We start from the raw sequence: 16,161 nt of genomic DNA, 5'->3' as shown, positions 1-16,161 counted from the left end.
TAAAGGCTAAATAAACAGCTAATCCACATATTAGAATGGCTACAATTAGAATAGGGATGTACAATGGCTTTTCTTGATTACTAAAAGCAATATGGATGAGTATTGGTCCCAAAAACATGGCTCCCAAAGAAATCCCCATTATTTTTAGTCCTTTTATAAGAATCTCTTTATTTGTTTTTTTAGTTTCCATTATTATAATTTTTAACAGCCAAACGAACACTACCATATTCTGATAGTAATTGCTGAGCTTCTTTTTCCGAAACTTTTAATTCATCCATAATCATTCTGGTACCTCTATCAACTAGCTTATTATTGCTTAGCTGCATATCTACCATTTTATTTCCTTTTACATGACCAAGTTGAATCATTGTGGCCGTAGTTATCATGTTAAGCACTAGTTTTTGAGCCGTACCTGCTTTCATTCTGGAACTACCGGTAACAAATTCCGGACCTACGATAACTTCTATAGGGAATTGTGCTGTTTGTGATAATGGACTATTGTGATTACATGTAATGCAACCTGTAACAATATTATTTTTGTTACATGCTTCTAGGGCAGCAATAACATATGGTGTGGTACCTGAAGCAGCAATACCAACGACGACGTCGTTTGAATTTATATTATACGCTTTAAGATCTTCCCATCCTTGAGTAAGTGAGTCTTCAGCAAATTCTACAGCTTTCCTAATAGCAGAATCTCCTCCAGCAATAAGACCAATCACAAGGTCATGTGATACTCCAAATGTTGGCGGACACTCTGATGCATCCAGAATCCCTAAACGACCACTAGTACCGGCCCCCATATAAAACAACCGACCTCCTGATTTAAGTTTGTTGACGATCTGCTCTATTAACTTTTCTATTTCAGGAAGCGCTTTTTCAACAGCTAAGGGCACTGTTTTATCTTCGTTGTTTATGCTGTTCAATAATTCATTAATACTCATCTTTTCCAGATGGTTGTAATGGGAATCCTGCTCTGTTGTTTTGGTAAAACTCATGAGTCAAAAATATGAATTAATAAACAATAATTAATCATATAGAATATCGTCTATTTCAACTTTTTTATTGTTTATAAAATCATATAGGGTTAGTTGTCTTAGGATATAGTAATCCTGCCAGAATTTCTGAAGTGAATTTAAATATTGAAGTATAGCTCTATCTCGTTCTTGCAAAGCGATATTAAGATCTGTTATCGTAATTCTTCCGAGCATATACCTTTTTTGAGAAATATCGTATCGTTTGTTTGCAACTTCTTTAGCTTTTTCAGAAGTAAATAAAAAGTCTCGTTGATTAGACCAATTTAATACATGGAGGTAAATCTCTTGTTCAAATTCTTGTTTATTCTGATTGATGTTATTATTAGTTAAACTCAAATTAGCTTCTGCCATTTTGCGTTTAGACTTGGATACGCCCCAGTCGAATATGGGAATACCAATCGAAACCGAAACATTTTGTTGTTTATTATAATTATTAAAGAGGTTATTAAAATCGTCACCATTTTGTGAAATTCCAAAATTAGCGCGTATGCCTAACTTTAATCTGTTGTTTCCCTTTTCAAAAGCCAGATTTTTTTCTGCTTCTAATCGTTTTCTTCTAAATTCTATAACTGCTTTCCTGTTTGATTTTGCCTCACTTAACGCTTTATCTATATCAACATCAAAGAGTGGTAAATCTTTAGGAATATCTAATTCTAAATTTTCGGTGTCAAGCTCTAAATACCGAGCCAGATTTTGAGAGGTTTTCTTTAGTGCTACCGTATTGGTAGTTACGGTGTTTTTAGAGTTTAAAAGCGTTAACTCCATTTGTAACAATTCATTTTCTGCAATTTTCCCCATTTTAAATCTACCTTTTGCTATTTGATACAACGTATCCTGATTTGATAAATTTAACTTAGCGATTTCCAGCTGCATTTGTGCTTTAAGTAATGCAAAATACCGTTGGCAGGTATTTACAGAAATCCGCTCCATATTTTCAACAAAATCCCTTCTGGACTCCTCGTAAATTAGAGGTTCAATTTTTTTATCCCATTTAAAAGGATTGTATAAAATAGAATTTTGAAAATAATTTACGGAAAAAGGAATTACTGAATATCCGATGTTATCATTAAGACCAAAAAGTTCAACACGTTCCAGGTTCGAACTTATTGATAATTTGCCCCCAGAGTAAGGAATACTTTGAGAGATGGATAAACCACCTTCTAATAGTAATTGATTTTGGTTTACAAATACGTCCTGACCTTCATCGTTTGTTATTCTTCGAATGGAATTTCTATATTCCGGCAAGGTAGCATCCAGTTTTAGTTCGGGAAGAAAACTAGCTTTGTAATTTCTAAAACGCCAATAACTCGATTGATTTCTGTTCAGGTTAACTTTGTAATCTGGTGATTTTATTTTCGCAATTTTGATGGCTTCATCAAGTGTAATATTTTTCGATTGAGAAAAAGAAAGTATAGGTAGGAACAAGAGGATTAGAGGGAGTATTTTTTTCATATGTAACTTATTCAGATCTTAGGGCTTCAATAGGTTTTTTGTTGGAGGCTGCTTTTGCTGGAAATATCCCAAAAATAAGACCGACCATAACAGCGATAAAAAATGATAGAATAATTGAGTTTATAGATAAAACGGTTTCAATACCAGAAACTATTTCGATAATATAAGCCCCAATGATTCCGAGGATAATTCCAAGAATTCCACCACCAACACTTATCAGAACAGACTCTGATAAAAACTGTAATATAACGTCTTCTTGAGTGGCGCCAATGGCACGAATTATTCCTATTTCTTTGGTTCTTTCCAGTACAGAGGCCAGCATGATATTCATAATGCCTATACCTCCAATGAGTAATGATATACCAGCAATAATGCTTAATACTATATTGAAAATTTGCTTTGTTTTTTGCTGTTGTTTTAAGAGTTGAATTGGTATTGTTATTTCAAAATCCAATACATCATTATGTCTGCGTTTAAGCATTTTACTTAAAACTTCTGCTGTGGCTTTTAGTTCGTTTGAGTTTTTAACCTGAACTGTTAGCTTATCTATTTGGTGATAGTTACCTCTAGGCGTTCTTTTTTTGAGGCCATTTTCATTTCTGTTCCGTCTACTCTTTGTACTGCGTGTTATTTTTCGATCTTTATACCGGATAAGAAAGGTATTAATGGGAATATAGACATCTTTATTTAAATCTCTAATACCTAAATTTTCCTGTGCTTTTTCCGATATTAGTTTTTCTTCTATAATTCCAATTACCTGTAACCAAACGTCTTTTACTTTAATTTGTTTTCCCAAGGCGCTTTCCCCTGTAAACAATTTTTTTTCAAGTTTTTTGCCAATAATACACACCGGTAATGCATTCTTGATTTGGTAGTCTGAAAAGCTTTTACCGTTCTCTAGATTGATGTTTGAAGTTTCTAAAAAAGTAGGAGATATGCCTATAAGTTTAACTGGGTTTTGCCTACCGTTGTTTATTACATAGGTATTCAGAATTATTTCCGGGCTAACAAGTTTTACGCTGGGAATATGTTTTTGAATGCTCGTAGCATCAAGGATATCGAGACCTTTAGAGAATCGTTTTGATTCGGTTTTGTTGTCATTTTCACCATTTCCTTTTGAATCTTCATTTTCTTCATCCGGTATGGGCGTTATAACAATATTATTAACGCCTACTAGTTCTAATTGTGCTAGTATTTCTTTTTCTGCTCCCTTTCCTATAGCTAGCATGGTAATTACTGAAGCAACACCAAAAATAATCCCCAGTGCAGTTAAAAAAGTTCTAATCTTATTGGTTTTAATGAACCAGAAAGCTTCATTAAAATTGGATTTTAGTTTTTCTAAAAGTATTTTGTCTATCATTTTTTACTCTAATAGCGTTATACTTTTCTCTTCTAAACCTTCGGGTTTACTTAAATACACGATATCATTTTCTTCCAGGCCCTTTTTAACAATAACGACCTCGTTGTTAGATTCTCCTAATTCGATTTGTTTTTTATTGATCGATAACCCGGATTTTACATAGGCATAACTAATAGAATCCTTGGCAAAAATAGCTTCCAAAGGCACCATTAAAACATCATTTTGTTGGTCTATTAATATTTTGTTTGATGTAGTCATTCCCGGCCTTATGTTCTTATTGGTACCATTAAGTTTGATTAATACCTGAAAAAGCTTAATATCTGATCCTGGCTTTGTTTCTCCAACATTAGCTACACTTGTAACAACACCATCGAGTTCAATATCTGGGAAAGCATCGAAACCTATTTTAGTACTAAGTCCTTTTTTTATTTTTCTAATATCAACCTCGTTACTATAGGTTTTCGACTCCATTTTAGATAAGTCCGGTAAGCTGGCAATTGCTGGTTCCCAGGGTGTGATTGTAGAACCAACCTTCTTTTTATTACCGTTCCATTCTTTTACGTATGTTACCATACCCTCATCATCAGAGTATATGGTGAATTCTTTTTGCAACTTAATAAGGTCTTCTATTCTTTTTTTATTCTTTGTAACCTCAGTACCGGCTATAGCCATTTTAGCATTTGCCTGCCTTTTTTTTATTAAATAATCAGCTTTTTTTTCTTTTAAGTTGCGCTCGGTTTTTTGAATTTTGATTTCTAAGGATTTGATGGTTGCAGGAGATTCGTAAGCAGAACGTTCCAGCTCTAGCTTGTCTTCTTCAATGTTGAATAATAGGTCTTTTATGGTATTGCGCTCTTGTTTTAAGCTTAATGTGGTATCTAGTTTTTGCTGGGTATATCTGGATTCGGCCTTTTCTAAATTTAGCTGAGCTTCATTGAGCTTTGAATTAACTTCGGAAGCATCAAGCTTACCTATATAATCCCCCTTTTTTACTACGGTACCTTCGGCTACTAAATCTTGTATCTTTATTTGGTAAATATTGAATCTTCGAGCACTATTTGGTCCATTAATTTTTTTTGAACTTGTAGATTGTGCTTCACCAGAAATATAAACCTCGTTTAAAAAATTACCTTTTATTACCTTGGTTGTAAGAGAAACATCTTTGTCTGTATCGGAATTAAAATAAGTATATCCTATAATTATTAAAATGAGGATACCTATGATATAGGCAAGCTTTTTTTTATTCATTTTGGGGACTATTTGATTTTCGATAAAAATATATAAAAAAGCGAATCGTAAGATTTTATTTTCGTTAAAACCATCATAAATTATACCAAAATGGTAGGAATTAACGTAACAAAGAATTAAAAAGAATAATAAATAGAAATTTACTCAATAGTATAAGTAGCAGAAGAAGTTTCTGAAACTCTAAAATACCCTAAAGGAAAGTTATTTGGATTTGTTTGATTAATACAATTTCCTCGTACTGTTACCGGCTGAACTTGAAAAGGGTCTCCCTGCTCATCGTCAGTTTGTTGAAGCAAAATGTTAAAAAACTCAAAATTACGTTCTGAAATACCTGAGACTCTAACAATTAATTCATCACCAGTTTCAAGCGTATCGTCTGAGTAGAATCCGAAGATTTGATTACCATCTGTAAATTCATCATCATATACTTCCAGGCTTTGTATGTTTTCTGAAGGTATAATAAATTCGAATAAATAATAATTATCCACCCCTTCAGGATCGGTGTAATATGCTTTTATTTCGGTTTCCTCTCCTGTAAATCCGCCATCGTTTTTTTGCTCAATAAATTCTATTGGAGCAACAGAGGTCAAGGTTTCCGTTGCGGTATAGGTCTCATTATTGTATACAACTGTTAGGTTGTACACGTTATTAATTACAGGTATAAAACTATTATTTATATAGATTCCTGTATCGCCTATTTCGTTAAAATTAAAAACATTGCTGTCTGAATCTGTAACAGTTACAGATGCTCCTGTAGCGGGAGGGACAGTAGTATCGAAAAAAGGAGCAGTAAGACTTAGTTTAATGGTTTGGTTCTCTCCGTTGGTTCCTTTAGTCCAATTTAAAGAGGCATCGATAACTAATCTGGGGTCAGAAGTATTTACGTCTACATTAATAACATCTTCGCAAGATAAAATAGAGATAAAATTTATAAGTAATAATATGTAGTGTAATTTACGCATGACCTTAAAATTTAAAATTATAAGATACAGAGGGAACGATTCCAAAAATAGATAGCTTGGTAGCTTCATTTTGACGTGTTTCTGTATTTTGACCAAAGGATATGGATGCCGCATTTCTACGATTATAAATATTGTATATGCCAAATATCCAATGACTTTGCCACCTCTTCTTTTTTTCTGGTTTGGGTGTGTAATTAAAAGAAAAATCTAATCGGTGGTAGGCTGGTAATCGATTCTGGTTTCTACCATTAAAATTGGGGATATTTTGCCCGTTAAATTGATATTGTCCGCTAGGGAATGTTGCTGGCTGCCCAGTTTGAAATAAAAAGTTGGCGTTTAACTTCCATTTTTTGTTTAAGTCGTAGCTTCCGGTAAATGAAATATCGTGAGTTTTGTCGAAAGGTGTTTTGTACCAGTTTCCATTATTTATCCCTAATTCAGCCGGGGTTCTTCCGGGGGTTTGTTGTTCAGATCTTGATAGGGTATATGCTAGCCACCCTTTAAATTTACCTTCATTTTTACGGAGTAACACTTCTAATCCATATGCTCTGGCTCTACCATTTAAGATAACTTGTTCTATGGCATCGTTTGCAATTAAATTTGCCCCATCAATATAATCGATTCTATTTTTAACCGTTTTGTAAAAGCTTTCCAGTTCCAGGGAGTAGTTATTATCATTGAAATTCTTAAAATAACCAATCGCATACTGGTCGAGTAACTGGGGTTTTACATATTTACCACTAGGTGTCCAAATATCAAGAGGAGTAGGAGAGTTTGTGTTGGATAATAGGTGTAAGTATTGACTCATTCTGTTATAGCTTAGTTTTACTGAGCTTCTGGAGGATAACTTATAAGCTAATGAGGCTCTGGGCTCTAGATTGAAAAAACTACTAATAACGTCACTACGTTTGAAGTTTTCTACTCCAGTTGGAGTTGCTTTTTCATAAATTTGAAAATCTTCATTGAATACAACTGCTTGATCATTTTCATATACGTTAAGCTCATCTTGGCCTAAGCGATGAAAAGTACTGAGTCGCAATCCGTAGGATAGAGCTAATTTATCAGATAGTTTATGTTCAGTATCAAAATACACAGCATTTTCAAATGCGTATTTGTCTATTAATTTAAATGGATTAATTCCAGAAGTTTCTACAGTTGGTTTTATTTCACCCGGATTGAATCTGTAGTAGATGCTATTAAGCCCGTATTGTAACTTTACTTTATCGGTTAAATAATGTTTAAAATCGTATTTAAGGTTGAAATTTTGAATACCAGAAACCCAATCAAACTCAACAAAATCTAACTTTAAATCGTAGTAATAATCGGAGTAGATTAAAGATAAATTTGAAAATAGTTTATCTGAAAATAAATGGTTCCATCTAAAATTAAGTACAGCATTGCCATAAGTATTTTCAAAAGTATCTTGAATTCTAAAAACATCGCGACCAAAATATCCGGATAGGTAGATATTATTGTTTTCGTTTAGTTTATAACTTAGTTTGGTATTTAAGTCGTAAAAATAAGCAATGTTATCAATATCAAAGAGGGGTAAGAATAAATGTGCATAGCTTGACCTTCCTCCCAAGAGGAATGATCCTTTGTCCTTTTTAAGCGGCCCTTCTGCAAGTAATCTGCTAGATACTATACCAATACCGCCATTCATATGAAATTTTTTGCTATTTCCTTCTTTTTGATAAATATCCAACACCGATGAAACTCTGCCGCCATACCGGGCAGGAATACCTCCTTTATAGAGCCGAAGATCTTTTATGGCATCGGGATTGAAAACGGAAAAGAAACCAAATAAATGTGATGAATTGTAAATCGTGGCTTCATCTAATAGTATTAAATTTTGATCTGCTGCGCCGCCTCTAACATTGAAGCCTGAAGATCCTTCACCAGCATTGGTAACACCGGGAAGTAAGGTAATGGCTTTAATAATATCTACCTCTCCAAGCACCACAGGTATTTCTTTTATGGTGTTGGACGTTAGTTTGTTAACGCTCATTTGGGGCGTTTTTATGTTTAGTTTTTCAATATTTTCTGTAATTACAATTTCATCCAGATTTTCTAATTCGTCTGTTAAACTGAAATTTTTAGTAATGTCTTCTGAGAGTACTATGGTTTCAGATTTTGTAGTAAATCCTAAATAGCTAATTATTACGTTGTATTCACCTTCGGGTAATGTTATGGAATAAAACCCATACTCGTTGGTAGTTGTTCCTGTTTGAATCTCGGGAAAAATAATATTAACTCCAATAAGCGTTTCGTTACTTTTTTCTTCTGAGACAGTACCGCTTAAGGTAAACTTTTGTTGGGCGTTTATTAAGATACTATTGAAACATAAAGCAAAAAGAAACCACAATAACTGGTTTTTCATTTGAAGTTTTTTTATAAAAATATAAAAAAAGCCCCTAAAAGGAGCTTTTTTATAATATATGTAATGAATTGTTTAGTCATTCAAGATGCTATTTAACGTTTTGCTAGGTCGCATGACTTCATTAATAAGCAATTCGTTAGGTTCATAATACCCACCTATTTCGGTTGGTTTACCTTGTATATCATTTAATTCTTTTACAATGGCAGACTCATTATCAGCCAATTGTTTAGCTATAGGAGTAAACTCTGCTTTTAAAGCATCATCTTTTGTTTGATTTGCTAGTTCTTGCGCCCAATATAAAGCTAAATAGAAATGACTTCCTCTATTATCCAACTCACCAGCTTTTCTTGAAGGTCCTTTTCTGTTTTCTAACAATTTGTCGGTAGCATCATCTAAAGCTTCTCCTAAAACTTTTGCTTTCGGGGTGTTATTAACCTCGCTAAAATGTTCTAAGGATACGGCTAAGGCTAAAAACTCACCTAAAGAATCCCAACGTAAGTGATTTTCTTCTAATAACTGTTGTACGTGCTTTGGAGCAGAACCTCCGGCACCAGTTTCAAATAAACCTCCTCCATTCATTAGTGGTACTATAGATAACATTTTTGCACTTGTACCTACTTCTAATATTGGGAATAAATCTGTTAAATAATCACGTAATACGTTACCGGATACCGAAATAGTATCTTTTCCTTCAATAATTCTTTCGCAAGTAAAGATGGTAGCATCGATAGGGGATAGGATTCTTAAATCCAATCCGTTAGTATCGTGATCCTTTAAATATGTATTTACTTTCTTAATTAATTCGGCATCGTGTGCTCTGTTTTCATTTAACCAAAAAACAGCAGGTGTTTGTGAAGCTCTTGCTCTGGTTACTGCTAATTTTACCCAGTCTTGAATAGGGGCGTCTTTGGTTTGGCACATTCTCCAAATATCACCTTCTTCAACAGTATGTTCTAACAATGCATTTCCTGAGGCATCTATCACACGAACAGTTCCGTTAGATTCTATTTCGAAAGTTTTATCATGAGATCCATATTCTTCTGCTTTTTGTGCCATAAGTCCAACGTTAGGAACAGTTCCCATTGTAGTTGGATCGAATGCGCCGTGCTTTTTACAAAAATCGATGGTTGCAGCATAAATTCCGGCATAACTACTATCTGGAATTACGGCTTTGGTATCTTGAAGTTTACCTTCTGCATTCCACATTTGACCAGATGTACGAATCATGGCTGGCATTGAAGCATCAATAATAACATCACTTGGTACGTGAAGGTTAGTTATACCTTTATCACTATTAACCATAGCAATAGCTGGACCGTTTTGATATACAGTTGTAATATCTGCCTCTATTTCTTTACGCTTATCTTCTGGAAGCTCTTCTATTTTGCTTAAAAGGTTGCTAACTCCAGAGTTTACATTAACGCCTAGTTCTTTTAGGGTGGCACCATGTTTTACGAATACGTCTTTGTAATATGATTTTACGGCATGACCAAATATAATAGGGTCGCTTACCTTCATCATGGTACCTTTCATATGTAAAGAAAAGAGCAAATTATTTTCTCTGGCATCAGCTACTTGTTCGTCTAAAAATGATACTAACGCCTTTTTGTTCATAACGGTAGCGTCAATGATTTCTCCTTTTAATAAAGGAAAACTATCTTTTAAAGTGGTAGCCGTACCAGTACTATCTATATGTTCTATTGTTACACTTGTAGCCTCCGATAAGGTTACCGATTTCTCATTATGGGCAAAATCCCCAGACGCCATAGTTGCTACATGGGTTTTTGAGTCACTAGTCCATGCCCCCATTGAGTGTGGATTCTTCTTGGCGTAATTTTTTACAGCCTTTGGAGCACGTCTGTCTGAGTTCCCTTCACGAAGTACCGGATTTACAGCACTACCTTTAACTTTATCGTAACGCGACTTTATTTCTTTTTCTGAATCGTTTTTTGGAGTATCTGGATAATCTGGAATACCAAAACCTTGAGACTGTAATTCTTTTATAGCTCCTTTTAATTGTGGAATAGAAGCACTAATATTTGGAAGTTTAATAATATTAGCTTCTGGTTTTTTAGCTAATTCACCAAGAAAAGCCAGATCGTCAGAAACACGTTGATCTTCATTTAAGAAATCGGGAAAAACAGCTAAGATTCTAGCAGCTAAAGAAATATCTTTAGTTTCAATATCAATTCCTGAAGATTTCACAAATGCTTTTACAATAGGTAAAAATGATCGTGTAGCTAAAGCTGGAGCTTCATCTGTTTTGGTATAAATAATTTTAGCCATTTATGTAGTTTTTTTTGAGTTATTATGAGGCTAAAAACACAGATATAATTAGAGTCGTTTTTAGCCTTGCGAATATACAAAAATGCATTATTAAAAATGTTGAAATATCGTATGAAAAACAATTAAAACGCAAGGGATTTAACAGAATATTAAAAAATCTGAAATTGAATGGCATTTTGATAAAAAAGAGGTGTTGAAGCTGTAAAAAACAAAAGCCATATCACGAAAGAAATGAATCTTTTTTGACATGGCTTTCTTTGAAATAACATAACGTGACCTAATTAGTATTGCTACTAAATCAGTTTAAACTTACGTTCGAACCTTTTCAATTCAAGTGCTATTATTTCAATGAAACATTTTAGCAATTTCAATATGCATTGACCTATTACCAAATATGTTTCGATTAATTGTTTTTCTTGATGCTATAAATCAGAACTTTTCGTTTTCACGTTAAGTTTGTTTAAAGCATTACTATTATTACAACAGTCACTTTCGTTTGTGTTGCTTTTTAAGCTTTCAATTACACCAGTTGCTGGCTGCTTGCGCATCTAGGACTTTTTGTAACATCATGATTTTTTAGCCTTTCGCACGCATACACGTGTCGCTATTAAACCTCAAAAAACAATTATAATAAAGAACGTTACCTTATTTTAGAAAATAATATAAATTCATGTTACCAGGAAACCAACCGAGGTTGTTATTATTTCTTTTGCTAATATAGGGACAGAAGTAAAAAAAACAAATTTTTTAAGCTATTAGATATCAACCATTTATAAACCGTACTTATTAACTTTTGTTAATAAAAAAAGCCTTGATTTAAATCAAGGCTTTTTAATAATTGTTTTTGTAACAATACGTTACTAGTGTCTTCTTTCTTTAATTCTGGCTTTTTTACCAGTAAGACCTCTAAAGTAGTAGATTCTTGCTCTACGTACTTGACCACGCTTGTTAACTTCTATTTTTTGTAATGCAGGTAAGTTAATTGGGAATATACGCTCTACCCCAATAGACCCAGACATTTTTCTAATGGTAAAAGTTTCTGATGATCCAGAACCTCTTCTTTGTATTACTACACCTCTAAAAAACTGAGTTCTTGTTTTACTTCCTTCTTTAATTTCGTAATAAACAGTAATTGTATCTCCAGCTGAAAATTCTGGTAAATCTTTTCTTGTTACAAATTCGTCTTGTACAAATTTTACTAAAGATTCCATATCTTTAAATTTAAATTATATTAATTCAGAACAACATTCACGATTCTCGCCAGAGGTTAACCCGAAATTGGCTGCAAAGATAAATAAAAACTAATAAGTAGAAAGTAATAAATTAAAAGTTTTTTATTTATACGAATCTAAAAATTAAGGTTTTGTTTTTTCTTGTATTATTTGTGTTGAAAACATTATGAGTCCAATGGCAAAAATTAATACAGAGAAACCAATAAAAATAGAATTAATAGCTTGAAAGGTTATTAAGTTTTCTGATCCCGAGGATATATGCGGGATAAAAAATCCAAAAAGGAGTGTGATTACTTTTAAAATCGCTCCAAATAAAATTAAATAAGTGCTGGGTTTTGCAATCTTACTCACGAGAATAATACTTGCAATAAGCGTTATTATAAGTGATATACCGGAGATGATTGAGCCAATGGAGAAATAAATCATGTAATTATCGGCAATAAAAGCGTTGTCCATAATATATAGTGTTTTAGTTGTCTAATAGATCAGGTCGTTTTTCTTTAGTACGTTGATAAGCTTCTTCTTCTCGCCACTTTTCAATCTCTGGTAGGTTTCCGCTGAACAGCAATTCTGGAACCTTCCAGCCTTTGTATTCACGTGGCTTAGTATAAATGGGGGGCGCCAATAAATTATCTTGAAAAGAATCGGTTAGGGCAGAAGTTTCATTGCCTAATACCCCGGGAATTAATCGTATTACCGCATCACAAAGCACGGCTGCTCCTAATTCGCCACCAGATAACACGTAATCACCAATTGATATTTCGCGAGTAATAAGGTGGTCGCGCACGCGTTGATCTACACCTTTATAATGACCACATAGAATAATAATATTTTCCTTAAGTGATATTTGGTTGGCTATACCTTGTTTTAAGGTTTCGCCGTCTGGTGTCATATAAATAATCTCGTCATAGCTTCTTTCTGCTTTTAGAGCCGAAATACATTTATCGATTGGTTCTACCATCATAACCATGCCTGCGCCACCTCCAAATTGTGTGTCGTCGATAGATTTATAATTATCGGTCGTGTAATCACGTAAGTTATGAAAGTGTACTTCTACCAAATCAGCTTGAATAGCACGTTTTAAAATTGATGCTTCAAAAGGGCTTTTGAGTAATTCGGGTAAAACGGTAATGATATCTATGCGCATTATATGGTTTTAATAAAGGCAAAGATAATTTAATTGTTTGTTATTATTTTTAGGAGTGTTCAAATCTTTAAAAACTATCGATACCGTTTTTCATTTTACTTTCTACTTGTTTTAGTATTTGTATTGAAAAAGCGTTTTTTTCTAGATATTTGTTAGGGTTGATAACAATCTGTTTTATATTGTTCAAAGTAAGATAATCGGGATGGTATATTTCTGAAATTACGGCGTACTGATAGTCTTTGTTATCTTTTTCAATATAAAAGCCATAGATGTGAATTGCCAACTTGGAAATAGAAATATTTCCCATGCGTTTGTATATGTTAGAATAGTCAATTGATGGTTGCAGCTCTCCTAAATAAATACTTTTCTTCTTGATTTTCCATCCATGTTGTTTAAAAACACGCCCTATGGACCCTCCGCTCAATATTTTTACGTGTTCGTTTAAGAATATACTATCTATTTCTTCTAAGTAATGAACAATAGCAAGGGTTCTCGTTATTTTTTTATCATTATGAGAACTGTATAAATTAGATACTCTTAATTTAGGCGTGTTGCTAAGCACTTTGATATTATAGCTCCCATATTTCATTTTAATTCTTTCGCTATTTAGTAATTTAGGAGATAAAATGGAATCTTGAGAAGTAGCATGGGTTTTTGGGGACTGTTCGCTTGTTTCAAAATGATTAATACTATAGATTATGCCGCCTAACAGTATTAGTATAAGTATATAATATTTGTTTTTCATTTTTTAGATCGATTCTATTAATGGTTTTAATTTAATGATGAATCGTGGGAGTTTTTACTTATTTAATTCCAGTAGTATAAATCCCCTCCATTTCAAGTACTTTGCCATCAAAATCTAAATCAGGTTCTTTTATGATTTTACTGGAGATTTGTTTAAAACCAGATTTGCTTAGTAGGTTTTCAACATCTGATATTTCGTATTTTGTAAACCCATACTTTGAAAGCTCTAGCTGATCTATACAGCTTTTAGAACGATACGCTACCAAAATTTTCCCTCCTGGTTTTAAAACTCGTAGCAATTCTTTAGCATTGTCTTCTGGTGTAGGCCAAAAGTAAAGTGTATTGGTGGTGGTGATATAATCGAACGTGTTATCGTTAAAAGGCAGTTTCTCAATTGATGCCTGTTCAAAACGGACTATCCCAGAATCAATGAATGGTTTATTTATAACATTAGCTTCATCAATCATAATAGGAGAGAAGTCCACGCCTGTATAGTTTAAATCATCTGCTGTTTTTAATAAATCCTTCACAAAAAAACCATTGCCCATGCCAATTTCCAGGATATGGCTTTTATTTTTAGGATTAAGCACTTGGTATGAATTTAAGCAAATATGCTTGTTACCTTTATTCATTTGTAACCCTACTTCTTTTCCGGTGTCACCTTCTGGTTGTCTAAGATGTTTTGCAAGTTCTTTAGGGGTAATGGTATTGTCTGCGTTAAATTTTTTTTCCAAAGTTAATACCGGTTTTGGGGTGTTGATGTATAGTTTCTAGGTCGGGTTTGGGCTCAACAGATTTGAAGATTGTTTTTTCATCGATATCGACAATTTTCCCCAAACTATCAATTTGTTCGGCAGCATTTTTTATTATCTTATTGTAAAGTTTTAAAACATCCTGATCGAAATTTGGAGTATTTTCCGCTGTAATTTTAAAAACTTGCATCTGATTAAGAAAGTTATTTACCACATGGTTGGCAGAAGAAAGCATAGCTTTATAAATGATAACTTTTTCATGTTCAATTTTATATGTTTTTTGTCTTTTCCGCATGTCGAAAACAGCAAAAAGCCAGAAAATAAAAATCGGGATTATAAACTCGTCAACCTCGTACATTTCCATTAAAATAAGTTGATTAATGAACCTTTCGAATAAATCGATATCATTAATAATCGAAAACAGAAGTATGGTTGTTGACAAAATAAGTCCAACTATAGTTAGGCTATATTTTTTAATGAATTTAATGTACATATAACCAAATATACAAGCATTCTCTTACTAATCAAATCCTTTTGTTTATTTTTCGTTCAACCAAATGAAAGTTAAATCTGTATCCTCGACGAACCTCAAATATTGGTATAAATGTTGTTCAGAATTGGTGAATTCTGTCTGTATAATTACCTCCTTTAAAATCTTTTTTGGTGATGCATTTTTTTTAAAAACGCTTCCCGATTTTATATCTGTGGGTTGTTTATAGAAATCATGAAACGGGGAGTTAAAAATCGTTTAAGTACTCACTGTTTTTTTGTATAATTTTCATATACGGTCAAAAAAAATCTGTAATAGCGAATGATGTATTACAGATTTTATGAATTTACACTCTAGACTTATTTATAAGCCTTTCTGTTTGTTTATTTCATCCTGTAATTGGCGTCTCACTTTTTGTTCGCGATCTAAGGCTACTTTTCTATGCTCATCAAATTCTTCTTCTGTTTCAGCAAGAGCAATCTTAGCCGCTTTGGTTATGGCATTGCTGTTTTTATACTTATAAATAAATAATATAAGTAAGGCTAATAAACCAGCAATTATGGACCACATGAGCGCATTGTAGCCAGATTTACTCATTTGAATACCAAAGAGTGCCATGTTGTTTTTTTCCGTATTGGTTTTATCTAAATCGTTTTGCGTAGTATTTAAATTTAACTTTAAATCTGAAATCTCCTTGTCTTGTTTTTTAACAACCAATCGCGTATCTGTAAGATCCTTGCGTACAGCTTTTAACGAATCTAGTGTATGTGCTTTTAATTGCGTTAGCCAATGGTATTCTACATTCTTGTAAACTTTACCACTACCTTTATAGGTATAAGATTTTTGAATAACGAATTCGAACTGATTATCTAAAGTACCACTGTTTAATGAAAGCTTATCTTTTGCGATTTTTTTAGTTTGTGATGAAGCTAATGTGCATATAAAAAGTGTAATTATGAGAGAGAGTTGCTTAATGGATTTCATTTACGATTGGTTTAACGGTTTACGAAGTTATAAAATATTGTTTATATACAATTATAAATAGATAAAAAGCCTCATTTTTATGAGGCT

The 16,161-nt window shown here is 33.1% G+C and carries 15 protein-coding genes (1 of these 15 cut by a window edge); all 15 read right to left on the bottom strand.

Translation table 11 applies throughout. The annotated features are described in order from the left end of the window. Positions 1 to 190: the 5' portion of a DUF6095 family protein gene (locus tag C1H87_RS03710; RefSeq protein ID WP_233783329.1), read on the bottom strand. Its footprint begins 41 nt before the window's first position; 190 of the gene's 231 nt are visible here — the first part of the coding sequence; the start codon lies at positions 188 to 190; the stop codon falls past the left edge of the window. Continuing rightward, entirely contained in the window at positions 180 to 998 is an 819-nt protein-coding gene (murQ, locus tag C1H87_RS03705; RefSeq protein WP_102754528.1) for an N-acetylmuramic acid 6-phosphate etherase, read from the bottom strand. The genes C1H87_RS03710 and murQ overlap by 11 nt, the downstream gene beginning before the upstream one ends. A 30-nt stretch (positions 999 to 1,028) precedes the next feature. Beyond that, complete coding sequence (locus tag C1H87_RS03700) at positions 1,029 to 2,489, bottom strand: TolC family protein (protein ID WP_102754527.1); 1,461 nt, start codon at positions 2,487 to 2,489, stop codon at positions 1,029 to 1,031. 7 nt (positions 2,490 to 2,496) lie between these two features. After that, a complete protein-coding gene (locus tag C1H87_RS03695) occupies positions 2,497 to 3,849 on the bottom strand; it encodes an ABC transporter permease (protein ID WP_102754526.1) in 1,353 nt (450 codons plus the stop codon). Positions 3,850 to 3,852: 3 nt separating this feature from the next. Continuing rightward, a complete protein-coding gene (locus C1H87_RS03690) occupies positions 3,853 to 5,097 on the bottom strand; it encodes an efflux RND transporter periplasmic adaptor subunit (protein ID WP_102754525.1) in 1,245 nt (414 codons plus the stop codon). A gap of 140 nt (positions 5,098 to 5,237) precedes the next feature. Continuing rightward, a complete protein-coding gene (locus C1H87_RS03685; RefSeq protein WP_102754524.1) occupies positions 5,238 to 6,059 on the bottom strand; it encodes a DUF4249 domain-containing protein in 822 nt (273 codons plus the stop codon). A 4-nt stretch (positions 6,060 to 6,063) separates the two neighbouring features. After that, positions 6,064 to 8,439 (bottom strand): TonB-dependent receptor, encoded by a 2,376-nt coding sequence (locus C1H87_RS03680; RefSeq protein ID WP_102754523.1) that lies wholly within the window; start codon positions 8,437 to 8,439, stop codon positions 6,064 to 6,066. 72 nt (positions 8,440 to 8,511) lie between these two features. Next, complete coding sequence (locus C1H87_RS03675; RefSeq protein WP_102754522.1) at positions 8,512 to 10,725, bottom strand: NADP-dependent isocitrate dehydrogenase; 2,214 nt, start codon at positions 10,723 to 10,725, stop codon at positions 8,512 to 8,514. Positions 10,726 to 11,585: 860 nt separating this feature from the next. Continuing rightward, complete coding sequence (rplS, locus tag C1H87_RS03670) at positions 11,586 to 11,936, bottom strand: 50S ribosomal protein L19 (protein WP_102754521.1); 351 nt, start codon at positions 11,934 to 11,936, stop codon at positions 11,586 to 11,588. Between the two features lie 144 nt (positions 11,937 to 12,080). Beyond that, positions 12,081 to 12,413 carry a hypothetical protein gene (locus C1H87_RS03665; RefSeq protein ID WP_102754520.1) on the bottom strand — a complete coding sequence of 111 codons (333 nt, stop codon included), beginning with the start codon at positions 12,411 to 12,413 and terminating at the stop codon, positions 12,081 to 12,083. 13 nt (positions 12,414 to 12,426) lie between these two features. Next, entirely contained in the window at positions 12,427 to 13,104 is a 678-nt protein-coding gene (gene trmD, locus C1H87_RS03660; RefSeq protein WP_102754519.1) for a tRNA (guanosine(37)-N1)-methyltransferase TrmD, read from the bottom strand. A 67-nt stretch (positions 13,105 to 13,171) separates the two neighbouring features. After that, a complete protein-coding gene (locus C1H87_RS03655) occupies positions 13,172 to 13,849 on the bottom strand; it encodes a hypothetical protein (RefSeq protein ID WP_102754518.1) in 678 nt (225 codons plus the stop codon). Positions 13,850 to 13,907: 58 nt separating this feature from the next. Next, complete coding sequence (locus C1H87_RS03650; RefSeq protein ID WP_102754517.1) at positions 13,908 to 14,582, bottom strand: class I SAM-dependent methyltransferase; 675 nt, start codon at positions 14,580 to 14,582, stop codon at positions 13,908 to 13,910. After that, on the bottom strand, positions 14,566 to 15,093 hold the full coding sequence (locus C1H87_RS03645; protein ID WP_102754516.1) for a hypothetical protein: 528 nt from the start codon (positions 15,091 to 15,093) through the stop codon (positions 14,566 to 14,568). Before C1H87_RS03645 ends, C1H87_RS03650 begins: the two co-directional genes overlap by 17 nt. A gap of 360 nt (positions 15,094 to 15,453) precedes the next feature. Beyond that, positions 15,454 to 16,074, bottom strand: coding sequence for a tRNA (guanine-N1)-methyltransferase (locus C1H87_RS03640; protein ID WP_102754515.1), 621 nt, complete (start codon positions 16,072 to 16,074; stop codon positions 15,454 to 15,456). Between the last annotated feature and the right edge of the window lie 87 nt (positions 16,075 to 16,161).

Origin of the sequence: Flavivirga eckloniae, from assembly GCF_002886045.1 — a bacterium.
GTDB classification, from domain to species: Bacteria; Bacteroidota; Bacteroidia; order Flavobacteriales; family Flavobacteriaceae; genus Flavivirga; species Flavivirga eckloniae.
The sequence above is the reverse complement of the archived record's forward strand: the minus strand, read 5'-3'. Positions and strand labels throughout refer to the sequence as shown.

Bases quoted from the DNA above. Each gene is read 5' to 3' on its own strand.
- rplS (WP_102754521.1), bottom strand. From the start codon at position 11,936: ATGGAATCTTTAGTAAAATTTGTACAAGACGAATTTGTAACAAGAAAA.
- C1H87_RS03700 (WP_102754527.1), bottom strand. From the start codon at position 2,489: ATGAAAAAAATACTCCCTCTAATCCTCTTGTTCCTACCTATACTTTCT.
- murQ (WP_102754528.1), bottom strand. From the start codon at position 998: ATGAGTTTTACCAAAACAACAGAGCAGGATTCCCATTACAACCATCTG.
- C1H87_RS03675 (WP_102754522.1), bottom strand. From the start codon at position 10,725: ATGGCTAAAATTATTTATACCAAAACAGATGAAGCTCCAGCTTTAGCT.
- trmD (WP_102754519.1), bottom strand. From the start codon at position 13,104: ATGCGCATAGATATCATTACCGTTTTACCCGAATTACTCAAAAGCCCT.
- C1H87_RS03645 (WP_102754516.1), bottom strand. From the start codon at position 15,093: ATGTACATTAAATTCATTAAAAAATATAGCCTAACTATAGTTGGACTT.
- C1H87_RS03685 (WP_102754524.1), bottom strand. From the start codon at position 6,059: ATGCGTAAATTACACTACATATTATTACTTATAAATTTTATCTCTATT.
- C1H87_RS03695 (WP_102754526.1), bottom strand. From the start codon at position 3,849: ATGATAGACAAAATACTTTTAGAAAAACTAAAATCCAATTTTAATGAA.
- C1H87_RS03640 (WP_102754515.1), bottom strand. From the start codon at position 16,074: ATGAAATCCATTAAGCAACTCTCTCTCATAATTACACTTTTTATATGC.
- C1H87_RS03655 (WP_102754518.1), bottom strand. From the start codon at position 13,849: ATGAAAAACAAATATTATATACTTATACTAATACTGTTAGGCGGCATA.
- C1H87_RS03680 (WP_102754523.1), bottom strand. From the start codon at position 8,439: ATGAAAAACCAGTTATTGTGGTTTCTTTTTGCTTTATGTTTCAATAGT.
- C1H87_RS03690 (WP_102754525.1), bottom strand. From the start codon at position 5,097: ATGAATAAAAAAAAGCTTGCCTATATCATAGGTATCCTCATTTTAATA.
- C1H87_RS03665 (WP_102754520.1), bottom strand. From the start codon at position 12,413: ATGGACAACGCTTTTATTGCCGATAATTACATGATTTATTTCTCCATT.